This is a genomic window from Geobacter sp., from assembly GCF_030834625.1.
Taxonomy (GTDB): domain Bacteria; phylum Desulfobacterota; class Desulfuromonadia; order Geobacterales; family Geobacteraceae; genus Geobacter.
The window spans coordinates 1-15,451 of sequence record NZ_JAUQXO010000024.1; the positions used below are offsets into that span (position 1 = coordinate 1).

30 protein-coding genes and 1 pseudogene are annotated in these 15,451 nt (G+C 49.1%); all 31 read left to right on the top strand.

Translation table 11 applies throughout. The features are described from left to right. A pseudogene (gene tuf, locus RCH91_RS06020) lies at nt 1-141 on the top strand (elongation factor Tu); the annotation flags it as partial. A gap of 18 nt (nt 142-159) precedes the next feature. Beyond that, entirely contained in the window at nt 160-468 is a 309-nt protein-coding gene (rpsJ, locus tag RCH91_RS06025) for a 30S ribosomal protein S10 (protein WP_306533707.1), read from the top strand. Nucleotides 469-496: 28 nt separating this feature from the next. Further along, nucleotides 497-1,129: a 50S ribosomal protein L3 gene (gene rplC, locus RCH91_RS06030; protein WP_306533708.1), complete on the top strand. Its 633-nt coding sequence runs from the start codon at nt 497-499 to the stop codon at nt 1,127-1,129. Between the two features lie 23 nt (nt 1,130-1,152). Continuing rightward, nucleotides 1,153-1,776: a 50S ribosomal protein L4 gene (gene rplD, locus RCH91_RS06035; RefSeq protein ID WP_306533709.1), complete on the top strand. Its 624-nt coding sequence runs from the start codon at nt 1,153-1,155 to the stop codon at nt 1,774-1,776. Continuing rightward, a complete protein-coding gene (locus tag RCH91_RS06040) occupies nt 1,773-2,057 on the top strand; it encodes a 50S ribosomal protein L23 (protein WP_306533710.1) in 285 nt (94 codons plus the stop codon). The genes rplD and RCH91_RS06040 overlap by 4 nt, the downstream gene beginning before the upstream one ends. 27 nt (nt 2,058-2,084) lie before the next feature. Next, on the top strand, nt 2,085-2,909 hold the full coding sequence (gene rplB / locus RCH91_RS06045; RefSeq protein ID WP_306533711.1) for a 50S ribosomal protein L2: 825 nt from the start codon (nt 2,085-2,087) through the stop codon (nt 2,907-2,909). 27 nt (nt 2,910-2,936) lie between these two features. Next, complete coding sequence (gene rpsS / locus RCH91_RS06050) at nt 2,937-3,218, top strand: 30S ribosomal protein S19 (RefSeq protein ID WP_306533712.1); 282 nt, start codon at nt 2,937-2,939, stop codon at nt 3,216-3,218. A gap of 22 nt (nt 3,219-3,240) precedes the next feature. Next, nucleotides 3,241-3,573 (top strand): 50S ribosomal protein L22, encoded by a 333-nt coding sequence (gene rplV, locus RCH91_RS06055; protein WP_306533713.1) that lies wholly within the window; start codon nt 3,241-3,243, stop codon nt 3,571-3,573. Between the two features lie 19 nt (nt 3,574-3,592). Next, nucleotides 3,593-4,228, top strand: coding sequence for a 30S ribosomal protein S3 (rpsC, locus tag RCH91_RS06060; RefSeq protein ID WP_306533714.1), 636 nt, complete (start codon nt 3,593-3,595; stop codon nt 4,226-4,228). Between the two features lie 18 nt (nt 4,229-4,246). After that, nucleotides 4,247-4,669: a 50S ribosomal protein L16 gene (gene rplP / locus RCH91_RS06065; RefSeq protein ID WP_306533715.1), complete on the top strand. Its 423-nt coding sequence runs from the start codon at nt 4,247-4,249 to the stop codon at nt 4,667-4,669. Beyond that, entirely contained in the window at nt 4,659-4,847 is a 189-nt protein-coding gene (gene rpmC / locus RCH91_RS06070) for a 50S ribosomal protein L29 (protein ID WP_306533716.1), read from the top strand. Before rplP ends, rpmC begins: the two co-directional genes overlap by 11 nt. Nucleotides 4,848-4,857: 10 nt before the next feature. Further along, nucleotides 4,858-5,115, top strand: coding sequence for a 30S ribosomal protein S17 (gene rpsQ, locus RCH91_RS06075; RefSeq protein WP_306533717.1), 258 nt, complete (start codon nt 4,858-4,860; stop codon nt 5,113-5,115). 13 nt (nt 5,116-5,128) lie between these two features. Beyond that, nucleotides 5,129-5,497, top strand: coding sequence for a 50S ribosomal protein L14 (gene rplN, locus RCH91_RS06080; protein WP_214185070.1), 369 nt, complete (start codon nt 5,129-5,131; stop codon nt 5,495-5,497). Between the two features lie 21 nt (nt 5,498-5,518). After that, nucleotides 5,519-5,845 (top strand): 50S ribosomal protein L24, encoded by a 327-nt coding sequence (rplX, locus tag RCH91_RS06085; RefSeq protein WP_306533718.1) that lies wholly within the window; start codon nt 5,519-5,521, stop codon nt 5,843-5,845. Between the two features lie 14 nt (nt 5,846-5,859). Then, a complete protein-coding gene (rplE, locus tag RCH91_RS06090) occupies nt 5,860-6,399 on the top strand; it encodes a 50S ribosomal protein L5 (RefSeq protein WP_306533719.1) in 540 nt (179 codons plus the stop codon). Between the two features lie 18 nt (nt 6,400-6,417). Further along, entirely contained in the window at nt 6,418-6,603 is a 186-nt protein-coding gene (locus RCH91_RS06095; RefSeq protein ID WP_306533720.1) for a type Z 30S ribosomal protein S14, read from the top strand. A gap of 35 nt (nt 6,604-6,638) precedes the next feature. Next, entirely contained in the window at nt 6,639-7,037 is a 399-nt protein-coding gene (rpsH, locus tag RCH91_RS06100) for a 30S ribosomal protein S8 (RefSeq protein WP_306533721.1), read from the top strand. A 27-nt stretch (nt 7,038-7,064) separates the two neighbouring features. Next, nucleotides 7,065-7,604: a 50S ribosomal protein L6 gene (gene rplF, locus RCH91_RS06105; RefSeq protein WP_306533722.1), complete on the top strand. Its 540-nt coding sequence runs from the start codon at nt 7,065-7,067 to the stop codon at nt 7,602-7,604. Nucleotides 7,605-7,621: 17 nt separating this feature from the next. After that, the gene (rplR, locus tag RCH91_RS06110; protein WP_306533723.1) at nt 7,622-7,990 is read left to right on the top strand and encodes a 50S ribosomal protein L18; all 369 of its coding nucleotides are present in this window, start codon (nt 7,622-7,624) and stop codon (nt 7,988-7,990) included. A gap of 24 nt (nt 7,991-8,014) precedes the next feature. After that, a complete protein-coding gene (gene rpsE, locus RCH91_RS06115) occupies nt 8,015-8,503 on the top strand; it encodes a 30S ribosomal protein S5 (protein ID WP_306533724.1) in 489 nt (162 codons plus the stop codon). 23 nt (nt 8,504-8,526) lie between these two features. Then, nucleotides 8,527-8,706 carry a 50S ribosomal protein L30 gene (gene rpmD / locus RCH91_RS06120; RefSeq protein ID WP_306533725.1) on the top strand — a complete coding sequence of 60 codons (180 nt, stop codon included), beginning with the start codon at nt 8,527-8,529 and terminating at the stop codon, nt 8,704-8,706. Between the two features lie 20 nt (nt 8,707-8,726). Continuing rightward, a complete protein-coding gene (rplO, locus tag RCH91_RS06125; RefSeq protein ID WP_306533726.1) occupies nt 8,727-9,173 on the top strand; it encodes a 50S ribosomal protein L15 in 447 nt (148 codons plus the stop codon). Further along, on the top strand, nt 9,170-10,477 hold the full coding sequence (gene secY / locus RCH91_RS06130; protein WP_306533727.1) for a preprotein translocase subunit SecY: 1,308 nt from the start codon (nt 9,170-9,172) through the stop codon (nt 10,475-10,477). The genes rplO and secY overlap by 4 nt, the downstream gene beginning before the upstream one ends. Before the next feature lie 19 nt (nt 10,478-10,496). After that, entirely contained in the window at nt 10,497-11,144 is a 648-nt protein-coding gene (locus RCH91_RS06135; protein ID WP_306533728.1) for an adenylate kinase, read from the top strand. A gap of 1 nt (nt 11,145) precedes the next feature. Continuing rightward, nucleotides 11,146-11,892 carry a type I methionyl aminopeptidase gene (gene map, locus RCH91_RS06140; protein WP_306533729.1) on the top strand — a complete coding sequence of 249 codons (747 nt, stop codon included), beginning with the start codon at nt 11,146-11,148 and terminating at the stop codon, nt 11,890-11,892. A 29-nt stretch (nt 11,893-11,921) separates the two neighbouring features. After that, nucleotides 11,922-12,035 carry a 50S ribosomal protein L36 gene (gene rpmJ / locus RCH91_RS06145; RefSeq protein WP_011365704.1) on the top strand — a complete coding sequence of 38 codons (114 nt, stop codon included), beginning with the start codon at nt 11,922-11,924 and terminating at the stop codon, nt 12,033-12,035. Nucleotides 12,036-12,059: 24 nt separating this feature from the next. After that, on the top strand, nt 12,060-12,428 hold the full coding sequence (rpsM, locus tag RCH91_RS06150; protein WP_306533730.1) for a 30S ribosomal protein S13: 369 nt from the start codon (nt 12,060-12,062) through the stop codon (nt 12,426-12,428). A gap of 22 nt (nt 12,429-12,450) precedes the next feature. Continuing rightward, nucleotides 12,451-12,846 (top strand): 30S ribosomal protein S11, encoded by a 396-nt coding sequence (gene rpsK, locus RCH91_RS06155; RefSeq protein ID WP_306533731.1) that lies wholly within the window; start codon nt 12,451-12,453, stop codon nt 12,844-12,846. A gap of 41 nt (nt 12,847-12,887) precedes the next feature. Further along, a complete protein-coding gene (gene rpsD, locus RCH91_RS06160) occupies nt 12,888-13,514 on the top strand; it encodes a 30S ribosomal protein S4 (protein ID WP_306533732.1) in 627 nt (208 codons plus the stop codon). A gap of 33 nt (nt 13,515-13,547) precedes the next feature. Continuing rightward, nucleotides 13,548-14,570: a DNA-directed RNA polymerase subunit alpha gene (locus tag RCH91_RS06165; protein WP_306533733.1), complete on the top strand. Its 1,023-nt coding sequence runs from the start codon at nt 13,548-13,550 to the stop codon at nt 14,568-14,570. A gap of 33 nt (nt 14,571-14,603) precedes the next feature. Then, the gene (rplQ, locus tag RCH91_RS06170) at nt 14,604-15,146 is read left to right on the top strand and encodes a 50S ribosomal protein L17 (RefSeq protein WP_306533734.1); all 543 of its coding nucleotides are present in this window, start codon (nt 14,604-14,606) and stop codon (nt 15,144-15,146) included. Nucleotides 15,147-15,451 lie beyond the last annotated feature (305 nt).

Genomic DNA, 15,451 nt, shown 5'->3' on the forward strand with positions numbered 1-15,451 from the left:
GAGATGGTCATGCCAGGCGACAACGTGGCAGTGACGATAAATCTGATCACCCCGATCGCCATGGACGAGGGGCTGCGGTTCGCCATCCGCGAAGGCGGCCGTACGGTCGGCGCCGGTGTTGTCAGCTCCATTATCGAATAAAGCAGGAACGAGGAAGAGATGCCAAGTCAAAAAATTAGAATCCGCCTAAAAGCCTTTGATCACAAGCTTCTCGATCAGTCAGTAGGTGAGATTGTCGATACTGCGAAAAGAACGGGTGCACGGGTTGCTGGTCCGATCCCTCTCCCTACCATGATCAATAAGTACTGTGTCCTCCGTGGACCGCATGTTGACAAGAAGTCTCGGGAACAATTCGAGATCCGGACGCACAAGCGTCTCATCGACATTCTTGATCCGACCCAGCAAACGGTTGATGCTCTCATGAAGCTCGATCTCTCTGCTGGTGTAGATGTGGAAATCAAGCTCTAATTCAAATGCAAGGATAGGAATTTCTACCATGAAGAAGGGATTGATCGCGAAAAAGCTGGGAATGACCCAGATCTTTGCCGAAGATGGCAGACGTATTCCGGTGACTGTTGTAGAAGCAGGGCCGTGTGTGGTGCTTCAAAAAAAGACCGTACAAACGGACGGTTATGACGCCATTCAGGTTGGCTTCCTCCCTAAGGATGCCAATAAGACAGGTCGTGCGCTCGTAGGTCACAGCAAGTCCGCCGGGAAGGGTACGTATACTCATCTGCGTGAGTTCAGAATTGATAATGTCGATCAATATTCCGTTGGTGATGTTATCACGGCAGAGGTCTTTGCACCGGGCGACTATGTGGACGTAACCGGAACCAGTATCGGAAAAGGTTTCCAGGGGGTAATAAAGCGGTGGGGATTCCGCGGCGGACGTTCGACTCACGGCTCCAACTTTCATCGTGCTCCCGGTTCTATCGGTAGTTCTGCATGGCCGTCGCGTGTTTTCAAAAACAAGAAAATGCCCGGACAGCTCGGTAATGAGCGTGTTACAGTGCAGAGGCTCCAGGTTGTCCGTGTAGATGCTGCTGACAATCTGCTGCTCATCAGAGGAGCAATCCCCGGTGCAAAGAATGGGATGCTGCTCGTCAAAGACAGTGTCAAAGCACGTTAGACTCGCTGGATCTGGAGAAAGTTATGGCTACAATCGACGTTTTCGATATCAATAAGAACAAAGTGGGAGAGATGGACCTCAATGACGCTGTGTTCAATGGCGAAGTCAAGGAGTATCTCATCCACGAAGCAGTCAAAGTCCAGCTTGCTAACCGTCGTGCTGGAACCGTCGCGGTTAAGAGTCGCTCGGCTGTATCTGGCGGCGGGAAAAAGCCATTCAAGCAAAAAGGGACTGGACAAGCCCGTCAAGGCTGCATCCGGGCCCCCCATTACGTAGGTGGTGGTGTTGCTTTCGGACCGCAGGCAAAGGTGTATTCGCTTTCCATGAATAAGAAAGCTCGGAAGGCAGCGGTTCGTTCCGCTCTGTCCATGCTCTATAAAGAGAACAAGCTTTCTGTTCTTGATGGGTTGGCACTTCCGTCCATCTCAACAAAAGGATTCGTCGCTGTTCTGAAAGCTTTTGATGTGACGAAGACTCTTGTCGTTACCGATGAACCGAACGCTAACCTTGAGCTGTCTGCGCGTAATGTCAAGGATGTCAAGGTTCTGAAGACTGAACACCTCAACGTATTTGACATCGTTAAGTTCAACAATATTATTCTCACTCAGTCAGCTGTTCGGAAGATCGAAGGAGCATTGCAGTCATGAACATTTATGACGTGATCAAAAAACCTCTTGTAACTGAAAAGACTACTCTGGAAAAAGATGCAAAAAACGTCATCTCATTTGAAGTTGATCGAAACGCCAATAAGATTGAAATCAAGGATGCCGTGGAAAAGCTTTTCAAGGTTGAGGTCTGTGATGTTAATACCGTCAATATGGCTGGTAAGATGAAGCGTGTAGGGCGCCATTATGGCAAACGCTCGAACTGGAAAAAAGCATACGTGACCCTTAAAGAGGGAAGCAACGTAGACTTCTTCGAAATATAAACACCTTGGCAGTGGAGTGAGCATACCATGGCTATAAAATCGTATAAACCAACATCGGCAGGTCGCAGGCATCAGACGTGCTCTACATTTGAAGAAATCACGTCGTCGCGGCCCGAGAGGTCTCTTCTGGTATCACTGAAAAGGACCGGTGGGCGGAACAGTTTCGGTCGCATTACGTCTCGCCATATCGGTGGGGGACACAAAAAGAAGTACCGTCTTATCGATTTTCGTCGGAACAAAATTGATATTCCGGCAAAAGTAGCAAGTATCGAGTACGACCCCAACCGTAGCGCTCGCATAGCTCTTCTTAATTACGTTGACGGCGAGAAGCGTTATATCTTGGCCCCGCTCAATCTTAAGGTTGGTGATGTCGTAGTTGCAAGTCCCAGTGCAGATATCAAGCCGGGCAACTCTCTGCCGTTACGCGCTATTCCGCTTGGTACCATAATTCACAATATTGAGCTGAAAATCGGCAAGGGTGGCCAACTTGCACGCAGCGCAGGTACTTTCGCCCAGCTTATGGCCAAAGAAGGGAAATACGCACAAGTGAAACTCCCTTCCGGTGAAGTGCGTATGGTTTTGCTCGACTGCATGGCTACAGTTGGCCAGGTTGGAAACATCGACCACGAGAACGTGACAATTGGTAAGGCAGGCCGTTCACGGTGGCTTGGTCGCAGACCTAAAGTGCGCGGTGTTGCGATGAACCCGGTAGACCACCCCCATGGTGGAGGTGAAGGTCGCACCTCTGGCGGACGGCATCCCGTGACGCCTTGGGGGGTTCCGACCAAAGGTTACAAGACTCGGAAAAACAAAACGTCTTCACGGTTCATTGTGAAGCCTCGCACTAAATAACTACCTAATGGTTAAAGGATAGAGACCATGGCACGTTCGATTAAAAAAGGACCCTTTGTAGATGAGCATTTGGCAAAAAAAGTCGCTGCTGAGGGGTCAGGCTCTAAGAAAGTACTGAAGACCTGGTCGCGCCGTTCGACGATCACTCCCGATTTCATCGGCTTGACTTTTGCCGTTCACAACGGAAAGAAATTCATTCCTGTTTTTGTCACCGAAAATATGGTTGGACATAAACTTGGTGAATTTGCTCCGACGAGAACTTTTTACGGCCATGCCGCAGACAAGAAAAGCAAGCTGAAGAAGAAGTAACCGGTAAAAAGGAGCCTAGAGAATGGAAGCACGAGCGAAATTGTCATTTGCCCGGCTCTCGCCGAGGAAAACGCGTCTTGTTGTTGATATGGTGCGTGGGAAGGGCATACAGGATGCTCTTACGATACTCCGTTTTTCTCCGCAACCGTCTGCGAAGCTGGTTTCTAAGCTTCTCCAGTCCGCTGTAGCCAATGCAGAGCAAAAAGGGACATCTGACGTAGATCATCTATTTGTTAAAACAATATTTGTTGATGCCGGACCGGTTCTTAAGAGATTTACTCCTCGAGCAATGGGTCGTGCCAGCAAGATCAGAAAGCCTACAAGCCACATCACAGTGGTGTTGGCAGATAAGTAATCGGAATGGAGGTGATGTCTTGGGTCAGAAAGTAAATCCAATTGGATTCAGGCTTGGTATCATTAGAACGTGGGATTCCCGGTGGTATGCTGAGGCAGATTATGCAAAGCTGCTTCACGAAGATATCAAGCTGAGGAATTTCCTGAAAAAGCGCCTTTTTAACTCGGGAGTTTCCAAAATCGAAATCGAGCGAGCCGCAAGCAAGGCAAAGATCAATATCTATACTGCTCGGCCAGGGCTTATAATTGGCAAAAAAGGTGCCGAGGTGGAAACCCTCAAGAAGGAGCTTGCCAAGCTTACTGACAAAGAGATCTACCTCAATATACAGGAAGTAAGAAAGCCCGAACTGGATGCGCAGCTTGTGTCTGAGAATGTTGCCCTTCAGCTGGAGCGGCGTGTTGCTTTCCGTAGGGCAATGAAGAAAAGTGTGACTTCCGCTCTGAAATTCGGGGCCAAAGGGATCAGGATCACGTGTTCAGGCCGCCTTGGCGGTGCAGAGATGTCACGCACCGAGTGGTACAGAGAGGGACGCGTTCCTCTGCATACTCTTCGGGCTGATATAGATTACGGGTTTGCTGAAGCCAAGACCACCTACGGGATTATTGGAGTAAAAGTCCTTATCTTCAAAGGTGAAGTTCTCCCCGGTCAAAAATAGAAACAGGAGTTTTTCACAATGTTGATGCCCAAGAAAGTTAAGCATAGAAAGCAGATGAAGGGGCGCATGAAGGGTGCTGCCTTGCGCGGTGCAAGTTTGTCTTACGGTGAATTCGGTCTTCAGGCTACCGAGTGTGGCTGGATTGATTCCCGTCAGATTGAGGCTGCCCGTATCGCAATGACGCGCTATATCAAGAGGGGCGGTAAGATCTGGATTCGTATTTTCCCTGACAAGCCTCTCACGTCAAAACCGGCTGAAACCCGTATGGGTAAAGGCAAGGGTTCGCCTGATTCATGGGTTTGTGTTGTGAAGCCCGGCAGAGTGCTCTATGAAATGGAAGGTGTTACCGAGGAGATAGCACGCGAGGCGTTCCGCCTTGCAGCGCACAAGCTTCCTATCGGAACGAAATTCATTTCCAGGAAGGAAGGTTATGAAAGCTAGTGACCTTAAAAATATGTCGGTTGAGGAATTGACGGCCAAGAACACGGAACTGACCCAAGAGTTATTCAACTTGAGGTTCCAACTTCATACGGGAAGGCTCGAAAATACGGCGAAGATTTCTGCCGTCAAGAAAGATATCGCCAGGGTTAATACTGTCCTCAGTGAGAGAAGGGGCTAGAGAGGAAGCTATGAGTCAGCGCGGGAGCAGAAAGACCCAAGTTGGGGTCGTTGTAAGTGACAAAATGGATAAAACAGTTGTCGTGAGGGTTTCACATCTTGTGAAGCACCCTGTCTACAACAAGTATATAAAGCGCAGTGTCAAATATAAAGCACATGACGAAGAGAACAGCTGCAAGTCTGGTGACAGGGTGGTAATTGTTGAAACACGCCCCCTAAGCAAAGACAAACGCTGGAGAGTTCGTCAGATAATCGATAGGTTCGAGTAACCGGGAGTTAGCCATGATTCAGATGCAGACCATTTTGGATGTTGCGGATAATTCCGGAGCTAGGAAGCTATTTTGCATTAAGGTGCTCGGCGGCTCCAAGAGAAAATATGCTGGTATTGGTGATATCATTGTTGCCTCCGTTAGGGAAGCGATCCCTAATTCCAAGGTAAAAAAAGGCGATGTTGTCAAGGCTGTAATCGTTAGAACTGCCAAGGAGATCGGTCGTCTTGATGGATCGTATATCCGTTTCGATGATAATTCAGCGGTTGTAATAAACAACCAACGTGAACCTGTCGGCACACGGATCTTCGGTCCGGTCGCGAGAGAACTGCGGGCGCGGAAGTTTATGAAAATAGTCTCGCTTGCACCTGAAGTTCTGTAATACATTTCGAGGAGAAATTCCATGCTCGACAAGAAATTTCACGTAAAAAAAGGCGATACTGTCTCTGTAATAGCAGGAAAAGATAAGAGTAAGACTGGGAAAGTTATTCGTATCTTACCGAAAAAAGATGGCGTTCTAGTTGAGGGGCTTAACATCGTTAAGCGTCATACGCGTGCGCGGGGCAATGAGCCTGGCGGTATTGTAGAGAAAGAGAGCCCTCTGCACGTTTCGAACGTAATGCTGTATTGTGAAAAGTGCAAGAAGTCGGTACGTTCTAAGATGAACGTGCTTGAGGATGGTAAGAAAGTTCGTGTTTGCATCAAATGCGGCGACTCGTTTGATAAATAGGAACGGAGGATCAGATGGTTAGGCTGAAAGAGCTTTATAATAACGAGATCGTCCCTCAGTTGACGAAGGACTTTAGCTACACAAACATCATGCAGGTTCCTAAACTCGAAAAGATTGTAGTTAACATGGGGCTTGGAGAAGCAATTCAGAATGTAAAGATTCTGGATTCGGCTGTTGAAGAGCTTGCGATGATAACTGGACAAAAAACAGTTATAACAAAAGCCAAGAAATCCATAGCGAGTTTTAAGCTTCGTCAAGGCATGCCGATTGGTTGCATGGTGACGCTTCGCCGTGAGAAAATGTACGAATTCCTCGATCGTCTTATCAACGTTTCGCTTCCGCGTGTTCGTGATTTCAAGGGGGTCTCTGGTAAAGGCTTTGATGGACGCGGTAATTATTCTCTTGGCATCAAGGAGCAGCTCATTTTCCCTGAGATCAACTACGACAAGATTGACAAGATCAAAGGGCTTAATATAACCATTGTAACGTCAGCAAAAAGTGATGAAGAGGGTAAGGCACTGCTCAAGCAGCTTGGGATGCCTTTCAGGAACTAATACAATTGGAGGATTCCAGTGGCTAAAACATCGATGATCATAAAGGCACAAAGGGGAAGCAAGTTCAAGGTTCGCGAGTATAATCGCTGTCCCCTATGCGGCAGGCCGCGTGCCTATTATCGTAAATTCGATATGTGCAGAATTTGCCTCAGAAAACTTGCCTCTTCCGGTCTAATTCCGGGCGTCATAAAGTCTAGCTGGTAACGCAGTAAACTCGTAAAGAAAGAGGAGTACGCTCAATGTCGATGACTGACCCTATTGCCGATATGCTCACGAGAATTCGCAATGCAAGCATGGCGAAGCTCCAAAAGGTTGACATTCCGTCGTCGAACCTGAAAGTGAGCTTGGCTAACGTTCTTAAGTCTGAAGGATTTGTCAAGAATTTTAAGGTAATAGCAGATAGCAAGCAGGGTGTACTGCGAGTGTATCTTAAGTATATCGATGAAAAAGAACCTGTTATAAGAGAAATAAAGCGGGTAAGTAAGCCGGGCAGTAGAGTATACGTAGGTAGTGACAAGATACCGTGCGTGAAAAACGGGATGGGAGTTGCTATCCTGTCGACGTCCAAGGGCATACTTACAGATAAGGTCGCGCGTGAAGCTGGTATTGGCGGCGAAGTTATCTGTACGGTTTGGTAATAACAGAGAGCAAGGAGCATAAAGGCTATGTCTAGGATCGGCAAACGTCCTATCGAAATACCAGGTGGGGTAAAGGTTACGTTCACAACTCCTATGTTGAAAGTAGAAGGGCCCAAAGGCTCGCTCTCACGAGAGATCATGAACGTCGTTTCCCTTGAGATAAACGAGCAAAATGTTGTTGTGCAAAGATCTGACGACGGAATAAAGTCGCGGGCTGCGCACGGATTGACCAGGACTCTCATCAACAACATGGTTGTCGGTGTCACCAAGGGCTTTGAAAAAACACTCGAAATCAGCGGGGTTGGCTATCGCGCAGAAGCAAAAGGTGATGTTCTTAACCTGAGCCTGGGGTATTCGCATCCGATTAATTTTCCTCTTCCAAATGGCATCACGGTTGAAGTTGACAAAATGACTAAGGTGTTAGTGAGGGGAATTGACAAGGAGCTTGTCGGTCAAACTGCGGCTAAGATTCGATCTTTCCGTGGACCTGAGCCTTACAAGGGTAAGGGTATCAAGTACGCCGATGAGAAAATTCTGAGGAAGGCCGGCAAGACCGGCAAAAAATAGCCTTAAGGAGAAGTAACGTGAGTCCTCTCGCTCAAAAGAAAGTGGCTCACCTCAAGCGGAAGACGCGGGTGAGGAAGAAGATTAGGGGCACCACTGATCGGCCCAGGCTTAACGTGTTCAAGAGTGCCCGTCATATGTATGCCCAGATCATTGATGACACAACGGGTGTAACGCTTGTGGCAGCATCAACGATACAAGATGAGGCTGGTGCCACCCTGAAGTACACAGGGAACATAGAGGCGGCGAAGCATGTTGGAGCCGCTATCGCCAAGAAAGCACTGGAAAAGAATATTTCTTCCGTCGTATTCGACCGAAACGGGTTTTTGTATCATGGAAGGGTCAAAGCCCTTGCTGATTCGGCCCGCGAGAACGGTCTGTCCTTCTAGAAGGAACAACAAGGAGGCGTGAACTTGCAGAAAATCAATCCCAATGAATTGAACCTTACGGATAAAGTTGTCCATATCAGCCGAGTCGCTAAGGTTGTTAAAGGCGGTAGACGGTTCAGCTTCTCTGCGCTTGTCGTGGTGGGTGACGGGAGCGGCTATGTCGGCTACGGCTTGGGCAAGGCCAACGAGGTGCCCGAGGCTATCCGCAAAGGCGTTGAACAGGCCAAGAAGAACCTGATCAGGGTCCCTATTGTCGAAGGACAAACAATACCGTATGAAGTGCTTGGCCACTTCGGCGCTGGTAGAGTGCTTATCAAGCCTGCCTCTGCAGGTACAGGTGTGATCGCAGGTGGTGCGGCTCGGGCGGTCTTTGAGTCTGCCGGGCTTCATAACGTACTCTCTAAGTGTCTTGGTTCAAATAACCCTCACAACGTTGTGAAAGCGGCCTTTGACGGGCTTAAGCAACTCAGAAGCCCTGAAGAGATCATGGCACGGCGCGGGATGACGGAATAGTTAATATTTATTGGAGGGTTAGCATGTCTGCCGGACTTAAAATAACACTTGTGAGAAGCCAAATCGGCGCAACGACGGCACAGAGAGCTGTCTTGAACGGTTTGGGTCTTACCAAGCTCAATAAAACAGTTGTTTTGCAGAATTCTCCAGAGATCATCGGCATGATTGCCAAGGTATCTCATATGGTCAAGGTTGAAGAGTAATCTACTCAGAGGTGTTTGTGATGGAACTGAATAATCTCAAGCCGGCGATCGGCGCGACTAAAGATAGAAAAAGAATAGGCCGCGGTACAGGGTCTGGTCACGGCAAGACTGCGACTAAGGGCCACAAGGGGCAAAAAGCCCGTAGTGGCGGGAGCATCAAGGCTGGCTTTGAAGGCGGACAAATGCCGATGCAGCGTCGCCTTCCCAAGCGTGGCTTCACGCCGTTTGTGCGCAAGGAGTACGCCGTTGTCAATGTTGGCCAGCTCGACGTTTTTGAGAGCGGCAGTACAATAGACGCAGATGCGCTTATTAATGCTGGTGTGATAAGTGGCCTTAAGGATGGAATTAAGGTTCTTGCGGATGGTGACCTGACGAAGGCTCTGACCATCAAGGCTCATAAGTTCAGTGTGAAAGCTAAAGAGAAAATTGAGGCAGTGGGCGGTAAAGCCGAGGAGATTGCGCTTTGATTGAGGCGTTTCAGAATATCTTCAGGATTCCGGAGCTTAAAAAGAGGGTACTTTTTTCTCTAGGGATGCTCGCAGTTTACCGGATCGGCTGTCACATCCCAACCCCTGGAATAGACAGCACTGCACTTGCACATTTTTTCGCTCAAGCCCGTGGTACACTCCTCGGGCTTTTCGACATGTTTTCCGGTGGTGCACTGGAGAAGCTTACGGTATTTGCTCTTGGCATTATGCCATACATATCGTCATCAATTATTTTTCAACTGCTGACCGTAGTTGTTCCTGCCATTGAAAAGCTTTCTAAAGAGGGTGAATCTGGTCGTAAGAAAATTGTTCAGTATACACGATACGGAACCATCGTGCTGAGTGTTGTCCAGGCGCTTGGGATCAGTATTGGGCTCGAGAGCATGCGAGGCCCGGCAGGAGAGCTCGTTGTGCCCAGCCCAGGATGGGGCTTTCGAATTATGACCGTCATCACTTTGACGGCCGGGACCGCTTTTATCATGTGGCTCGGTGAGCAGATGTCTGAGAAAGGGATTGGGAACGGTATTTCCCTTATCATTTTTGCTGGTATTGTTGCTAGGATTCCGGTGGCACTCGGTAATTCGCTGCGTCTTCTCAAGGCGGGGCAGCTTTCTCTTTTTGTCATTCTGTTTATTCTCATTGTAATGTTTCTCGTCATCGCCGCAATTGTCTACGTCGAGCGTGGCCAGCGCCGTTTACCGATACACTATGCAAAACGAGTCGTGGGTCTTAAGACGTACGGAGGTCAGACGTCTCACCTACCTCTCAAGGTGAACATGGCAGGTGTTATTCCGCCGATTTTTGCCTCCTCGATTATTATGTTTCCGGCCACCGTGGCAAATTTCATTAATATCCCATGGGTTCAAAAGGCCGCAAAAAGTCTCACTCCAGGGAACTGGGTCTACGATTTATTTTATGTTGCTTTTATTGTTTTCTTCTGTTATTTCTACACGGCTGTTTCTTTTAATCCGGTTGATGTCGCCGAAAATGTCAAGAAGCATGGCGGATATATACCGGGCATACGGCCAGGCAAGGAAACATCCGAATATCTTGATCGGGTGTTAACAAAGCTGACGTTTGCAGGCGCGATCTATATATCTGCGGTTTGTGTGCTTCCGTCGATTCTGATCGGGAAGTTTAATCTTCCCTTTTACTTTGGAGGAACCGCACTCCTCATTGCTGTAGGTGTTGGTATGGATACTGCCGCCCAGATAGAGTCCCATCTGATAACCCGTAGCTATGAAGGGTTTATGAAGGGAGTTAGGGTCAGGGGGAGAAAGTAATGTTTGGTGGGGAGGAGCTATGAATCTGGTTTTCCTTGGTCCTCCTGGGGCTGGAAAGGGGACGCAGGCAAATCTGGTTACCAAGCAGTGCGGAATCCCGCAAATCTCAACCGGTGATATTCTCCGTTCCGCTGTGGCAAATCAGACACCGATGGGTGTTAAGGCCAAGCGTTATATGGATGACGGTTTGCTTGTGCCTGATGATGTTGTTGTTGGTATAGTCGAGGAGCGATTGAGCTCTGATGATTGCGTGGTTGGCTTTATTCTCGACGGTTTTCCGCGGACTGTGGCTCAAGCTGATGCTTTGAAGGTTATGTTGCAGGGTGCTGGTCGTTCAATCGAGCATGTCATATCGTTCGAAGTTGATCACTCGGTACTCCTCGGTCGGCTCACCGGAAGGCGTATGTGTAGATCGTGTGGGCGAGGTTTCCATGTGGTTTTTGACCCTCCCGCAGAGACCGGTGTGTGTGATGGGTGTGGTGGGGAGCTTTATCAGAGAGAAGACGACAGGGAAGAAACTATACGTCGTCGACTTGAGGTGTATGATGAGCAGACCGCGCCTTTGAAGTCTTATTATGAGGCGGCTTCGTTGCTTAGAAAAATAGATGCGCTTGGTACTATTGAGTCTGTACAGCTGGCCATACAAAACATCATAGCGAGTAGGTAGGGTGATTGTTCTCAAGTCGCCCCAAGAAATAGAAAAAATGCGTTCCGCTGGCAAAATTGTGGCGGAGATTCTTGAGCTTTTGAAGGCTGAGGTTCGCCCAGGCGTCACGACTCTGGATCTTAATGGCCTGGCTGAGTCTGAGGTGCGAAAGCGCAAGGCAGTGGCCGCATTCAAGGGGTACAGTGGTTTCCCTTATGCACTGTGTTGTTCGCTAAATGATCAGGTTGTTCACGGTATGCCGAGCAATCGAGAGTTAGTCGAGGGGGACATTGTCAGCCTCGATTTCGGTGTTGTTTATGGTGGATATTACGGAGACGCTGCCATTACGTTGCCCGTGTCTGTTGTGAGCGCGCAGGCAAAACAGCTAATCAAGGTTACTGAAGAGTCTCTGTATTGTGCGATAGATGCTGCCACGCCATCAAACAGGCTCTCTGACATCTCTCATGCGGTCCAGAGTTATGTTGAGCCTCGAGGTTATTCAGTAGTCAGAGAGTTTGTGGGGCACGGAATAGGTAAGAGGCTTCATGAGAGTCCCCAGATTCCGAATTTTGGAGAGCCAGGGCGTGGAGTCAGGCTAAAGCCTGGCATGGTGCTCGCGATCGAGCCGATGATTAATGAAAAAGGTCATCATGTGAAGGTTCTTGGTGATGGCTGGACAGCTGTCACCTGTGACGGAGGTTTGTCCGCTCATTTCGAGCATACTGTCGCGATAACGGAGCATGGACCAGAAATACTCAGTAAACTGTAGTCGCATATGTGGCACTGAAAGGAATAATAATGAAAGTAAGGGCATCTGTTAAGAAGATCTGTGACAAGTGCAAGATTATTAAACGCAAGGGAATAGTTCGCGTGATTTGCGAGACTCCCAAGCATACCCAAAGACAAGGTTAAGAGACTACAGAGGAGGACCGCGCATTGGCACGCATTGCAGGCATTGACCTACCGAGGAACAAGCGTATAGAGATCGCGCTCACTTATATCTACGGGATCGGCCGTACGATGGCGCAGCGAATTCTGACTGAAGCAGGTGTCAGTTCGGAAACAAGAACTGACAACCTGACAGAGGCTGAAATCGCCAAGATCAGGGAATACATTGACAAGAACGTCAAGGTCGAGGGTGACCTGCGACGCGACATTTCCATGAACATTAAGCGTCTCATGGACCTCGGGTGCTATCGTGGCCTCCGTCACCGGAAGGGGCTTCCCGTGCGTGGCCAGAGAACCAAGACAAACGCACGTACGCGCAAAGGCCCTGCCAGAACGGTTGCGGGTAAGAAGAAATAGACCATAGGAGTCTGGAGGAATAATGGCTAGCCCAGCAAAGAAAGTCGTAAAGAAAAAGAAAGAAAAGAAAAACATCCCCAACGGTGTGGCTCATATCCAGGCCACGTTCAATAATACTATCATCACCATAACTGATCCGGTTGGCAATGTGGTGGCTTGGTGTTCTGCCGGCGGCAAGGGTTTCAAGGGGTCTCGTAAGAGTACTCCGTTTGCGGCGCAGGTTGCTGCGGAGGATTGTGCACGGAAGGCACAGGACCATGGCATGCGCAGCGTTGAAGTTTATGTGAAAGGACCGGGTTCCGGTCGTGAGTCAGCTCTTCGTGCTCTTCAGGCTGCCGGTTTTCATGTGAACTTTATTCGCGACGTGACGCCTATTCCCCACAACGGCTGCCGTCCCCCGAAGCGCAGAAGAGTCTAATATACAGCACGTCGAGTACGTTTCAGTAAAGGAGGTCAGCGTTGGCTAGATATACAGGTCCTTCCTGCAGGCTCTGCAGAAGGGAGAACATTGAGCTGTTTTTGAAGGGTGAGCGTTGCTACACTGACAAATGTGCCATTAAGCGTCGGAATTATCCTCCCGGGCAGCACGGTCAAGGGAGGCCGAAAGTTTCTAACTATGGTATCCAGCTCCGTGAAAAGCAGAAAGTTCGTCGGATTTACGGTGTTCTTGAGAAGCAGTTCCGCGGCTACTTCGAAGAGGCTGACCGCATGAGAGGCGTGACAGGCGAGAATCTGCTCTCTCTTCTTGAGCGGCGACTCGATAACGTTGTGTACCGGCTCGGCTTTGCATCTTCCCGTACAGAGGCCCGGATATTGGTCCGCCATAATCATTTTACGCTGAATGGCAGAAAGGCCAATATCCCCTCGATCCAGCTCAAGGCTGGTGACGTGGTTGAGCTTAAGGAGAAGAGCCGTAAGATTGCCTGCATCAGTGAATCCCTTGATGCGGTCGTTCGTCGGGGAATTCCCCAGTGGCTCGAGCTTGACAAAGATAGCTTTAAAGGTGTCGTGAAACTGCTCCCCGCTCGCGAGGACATTGCGATGCCGATTCAGGAACAGCTTATTGTCGAGCTTTACTCCAAGTAAAAAGCGAACAGACCCGTAACAGGGAGGATATGCATGTACAGAAACTGGCGCGACCTGATTAGCCCCAAGAAGCTTCAGGTTGAGAGCGAATCGCTTACTAATACATACGGAAAATTTTTTGCAGAACCCTTTGAGCGCGGCTTCGGCACAACGCTCGGAAACTCTCTGAGAAGGGTGCTCCTTTCCTCTCTTCAAGGGGCAGCGATTACCTCAGTAAAAATCAAGGGAGTACTCCACGAGTTTTCATCCATCCCTGGTGTGACCGAGGATGTTACGAATATCATTCTTAATCTGAAGGGTGTTAGCCTCAAGATGCACGGCAGCGAGCCCCGGATTGTCAGGATCATTCATAAGGGCGACGGCATTGTTAAGGCTGGGGACATCGTCTCTGATGCCAATGTTGAGATTCTTAATCCCGATCACCATATCGCTACCTGTTCCAAGGATGCTAATTTGGAAATGGAGATGGTCGTAAGATTGGGTAAAGGTTATGTACCGGCGGATCGGAACCGGGACGAAAAGGCTCCGGTTGGAACAATACCGATTGATGCCATCTTCTCGCCCATCAAGAAGGTCAATTTCACGGTATCAAACGCACGTGTCGGGCAAATGACGGACTACGATAAGCTCAATCTTGAAGTTTGGACCAACGGAAGTATTGTCCCTGAAGATGCCGTTGCGTTTTCTGCGAAGATCATGAAGGAGCAACTGAGCATTTTCATTAATTTTGATGAAGAAGCAGAGCCAGCCGATGAAGCTGAAACTGAAGAAGAGCGAGAGAAGATAAACGAAAATCTCTATCGCTCGGTGGACGAACTTGAGTTGTCTGTGCGGTCGGCCAATTGTCTCAAGAATGCAGGCATCAAGATGATCGGTGAGCTTGTGTCGCGGTCTGAGGCAGAGATGCTTAAAACTCAGAATTTCGGGCGTAAATCTCTGAATGAGATTAAGGATATTCTCCAAGATATGGGTCTGACTCTCGGGATGAAGCTGGATGGTTTCCCCGATCCGGAAGTCATGCGCAGAATCCGCGGTGAGCGGAAGGACGAAGAGTAATCGCAAGGTTTCCTGAAGAAAGGATTATAGGTCATGCGTCACAATAAAGCAGGAAGAAGACTGGGAAGGACAACGAGCCACAGGATTGCCATGTTTCGCAACATGGTGACCTCGTTTCTCGATCATGAGCGGATTACCACTACCGATGCGAAAGCCAAGGAACTCCGTTCGATTGCTGAAAAAATGATCACGTTGGGGAAGCGGGGCGATCTGCACGCCCAGCGTCAGGCCGCTTCGTATATCCGGGACAAGAAGGTTGTCACAAAGCTTTTCTCGACTATTGCACCGCGCTATATGGAGCGTGAAGGTGGTTATACCCGCATAATCAAGCTTGGAGTACGTCCGGGCGATAATGCGTCGCTGTCGGTCATTGAGTTGGTTGAGGAGCAGGTGAACAAGAAGGGAAAAAAGGCAAAGCCGACTAAGATTGCGGCTACGGCAGCAGTTGCAGTGCCCGCCGCAGAGTTGGCCTCCGTCGCAAGTCCGGCTGCTGAAGAGCAGGGCGAAGTTGAAGAGAGCGCTCCTCAGTCTACTGTTGCGGATGCCGCCGAAGCGTGTGAAGGCAAAGCAGACTAACGTTTTGAGCGCAACCCCCATCTAATCGAGAAAGGCAAGGGAAACCTTGCCTTTTTTTATTCGACAGATTGGCTCCCTGGTTTAACTGGCGTTGACCTCAGTAACCCCAAGTCTCCGGCATATCTCGACGACCATGACCCTCTGCGGAAAATCTGGATGTGATTCCGAAGTTTGACACTTTGCAGGACACAACTGTCGCACAATCAGCAAGTTAGCTGATTTGGCCTCCGGTTTTTTACACTACAACGTCCTTAAGCTGGCTTGGAATCGGCTTGACTCCCAGCTTTTGCAGTAGCTCCTTCTGT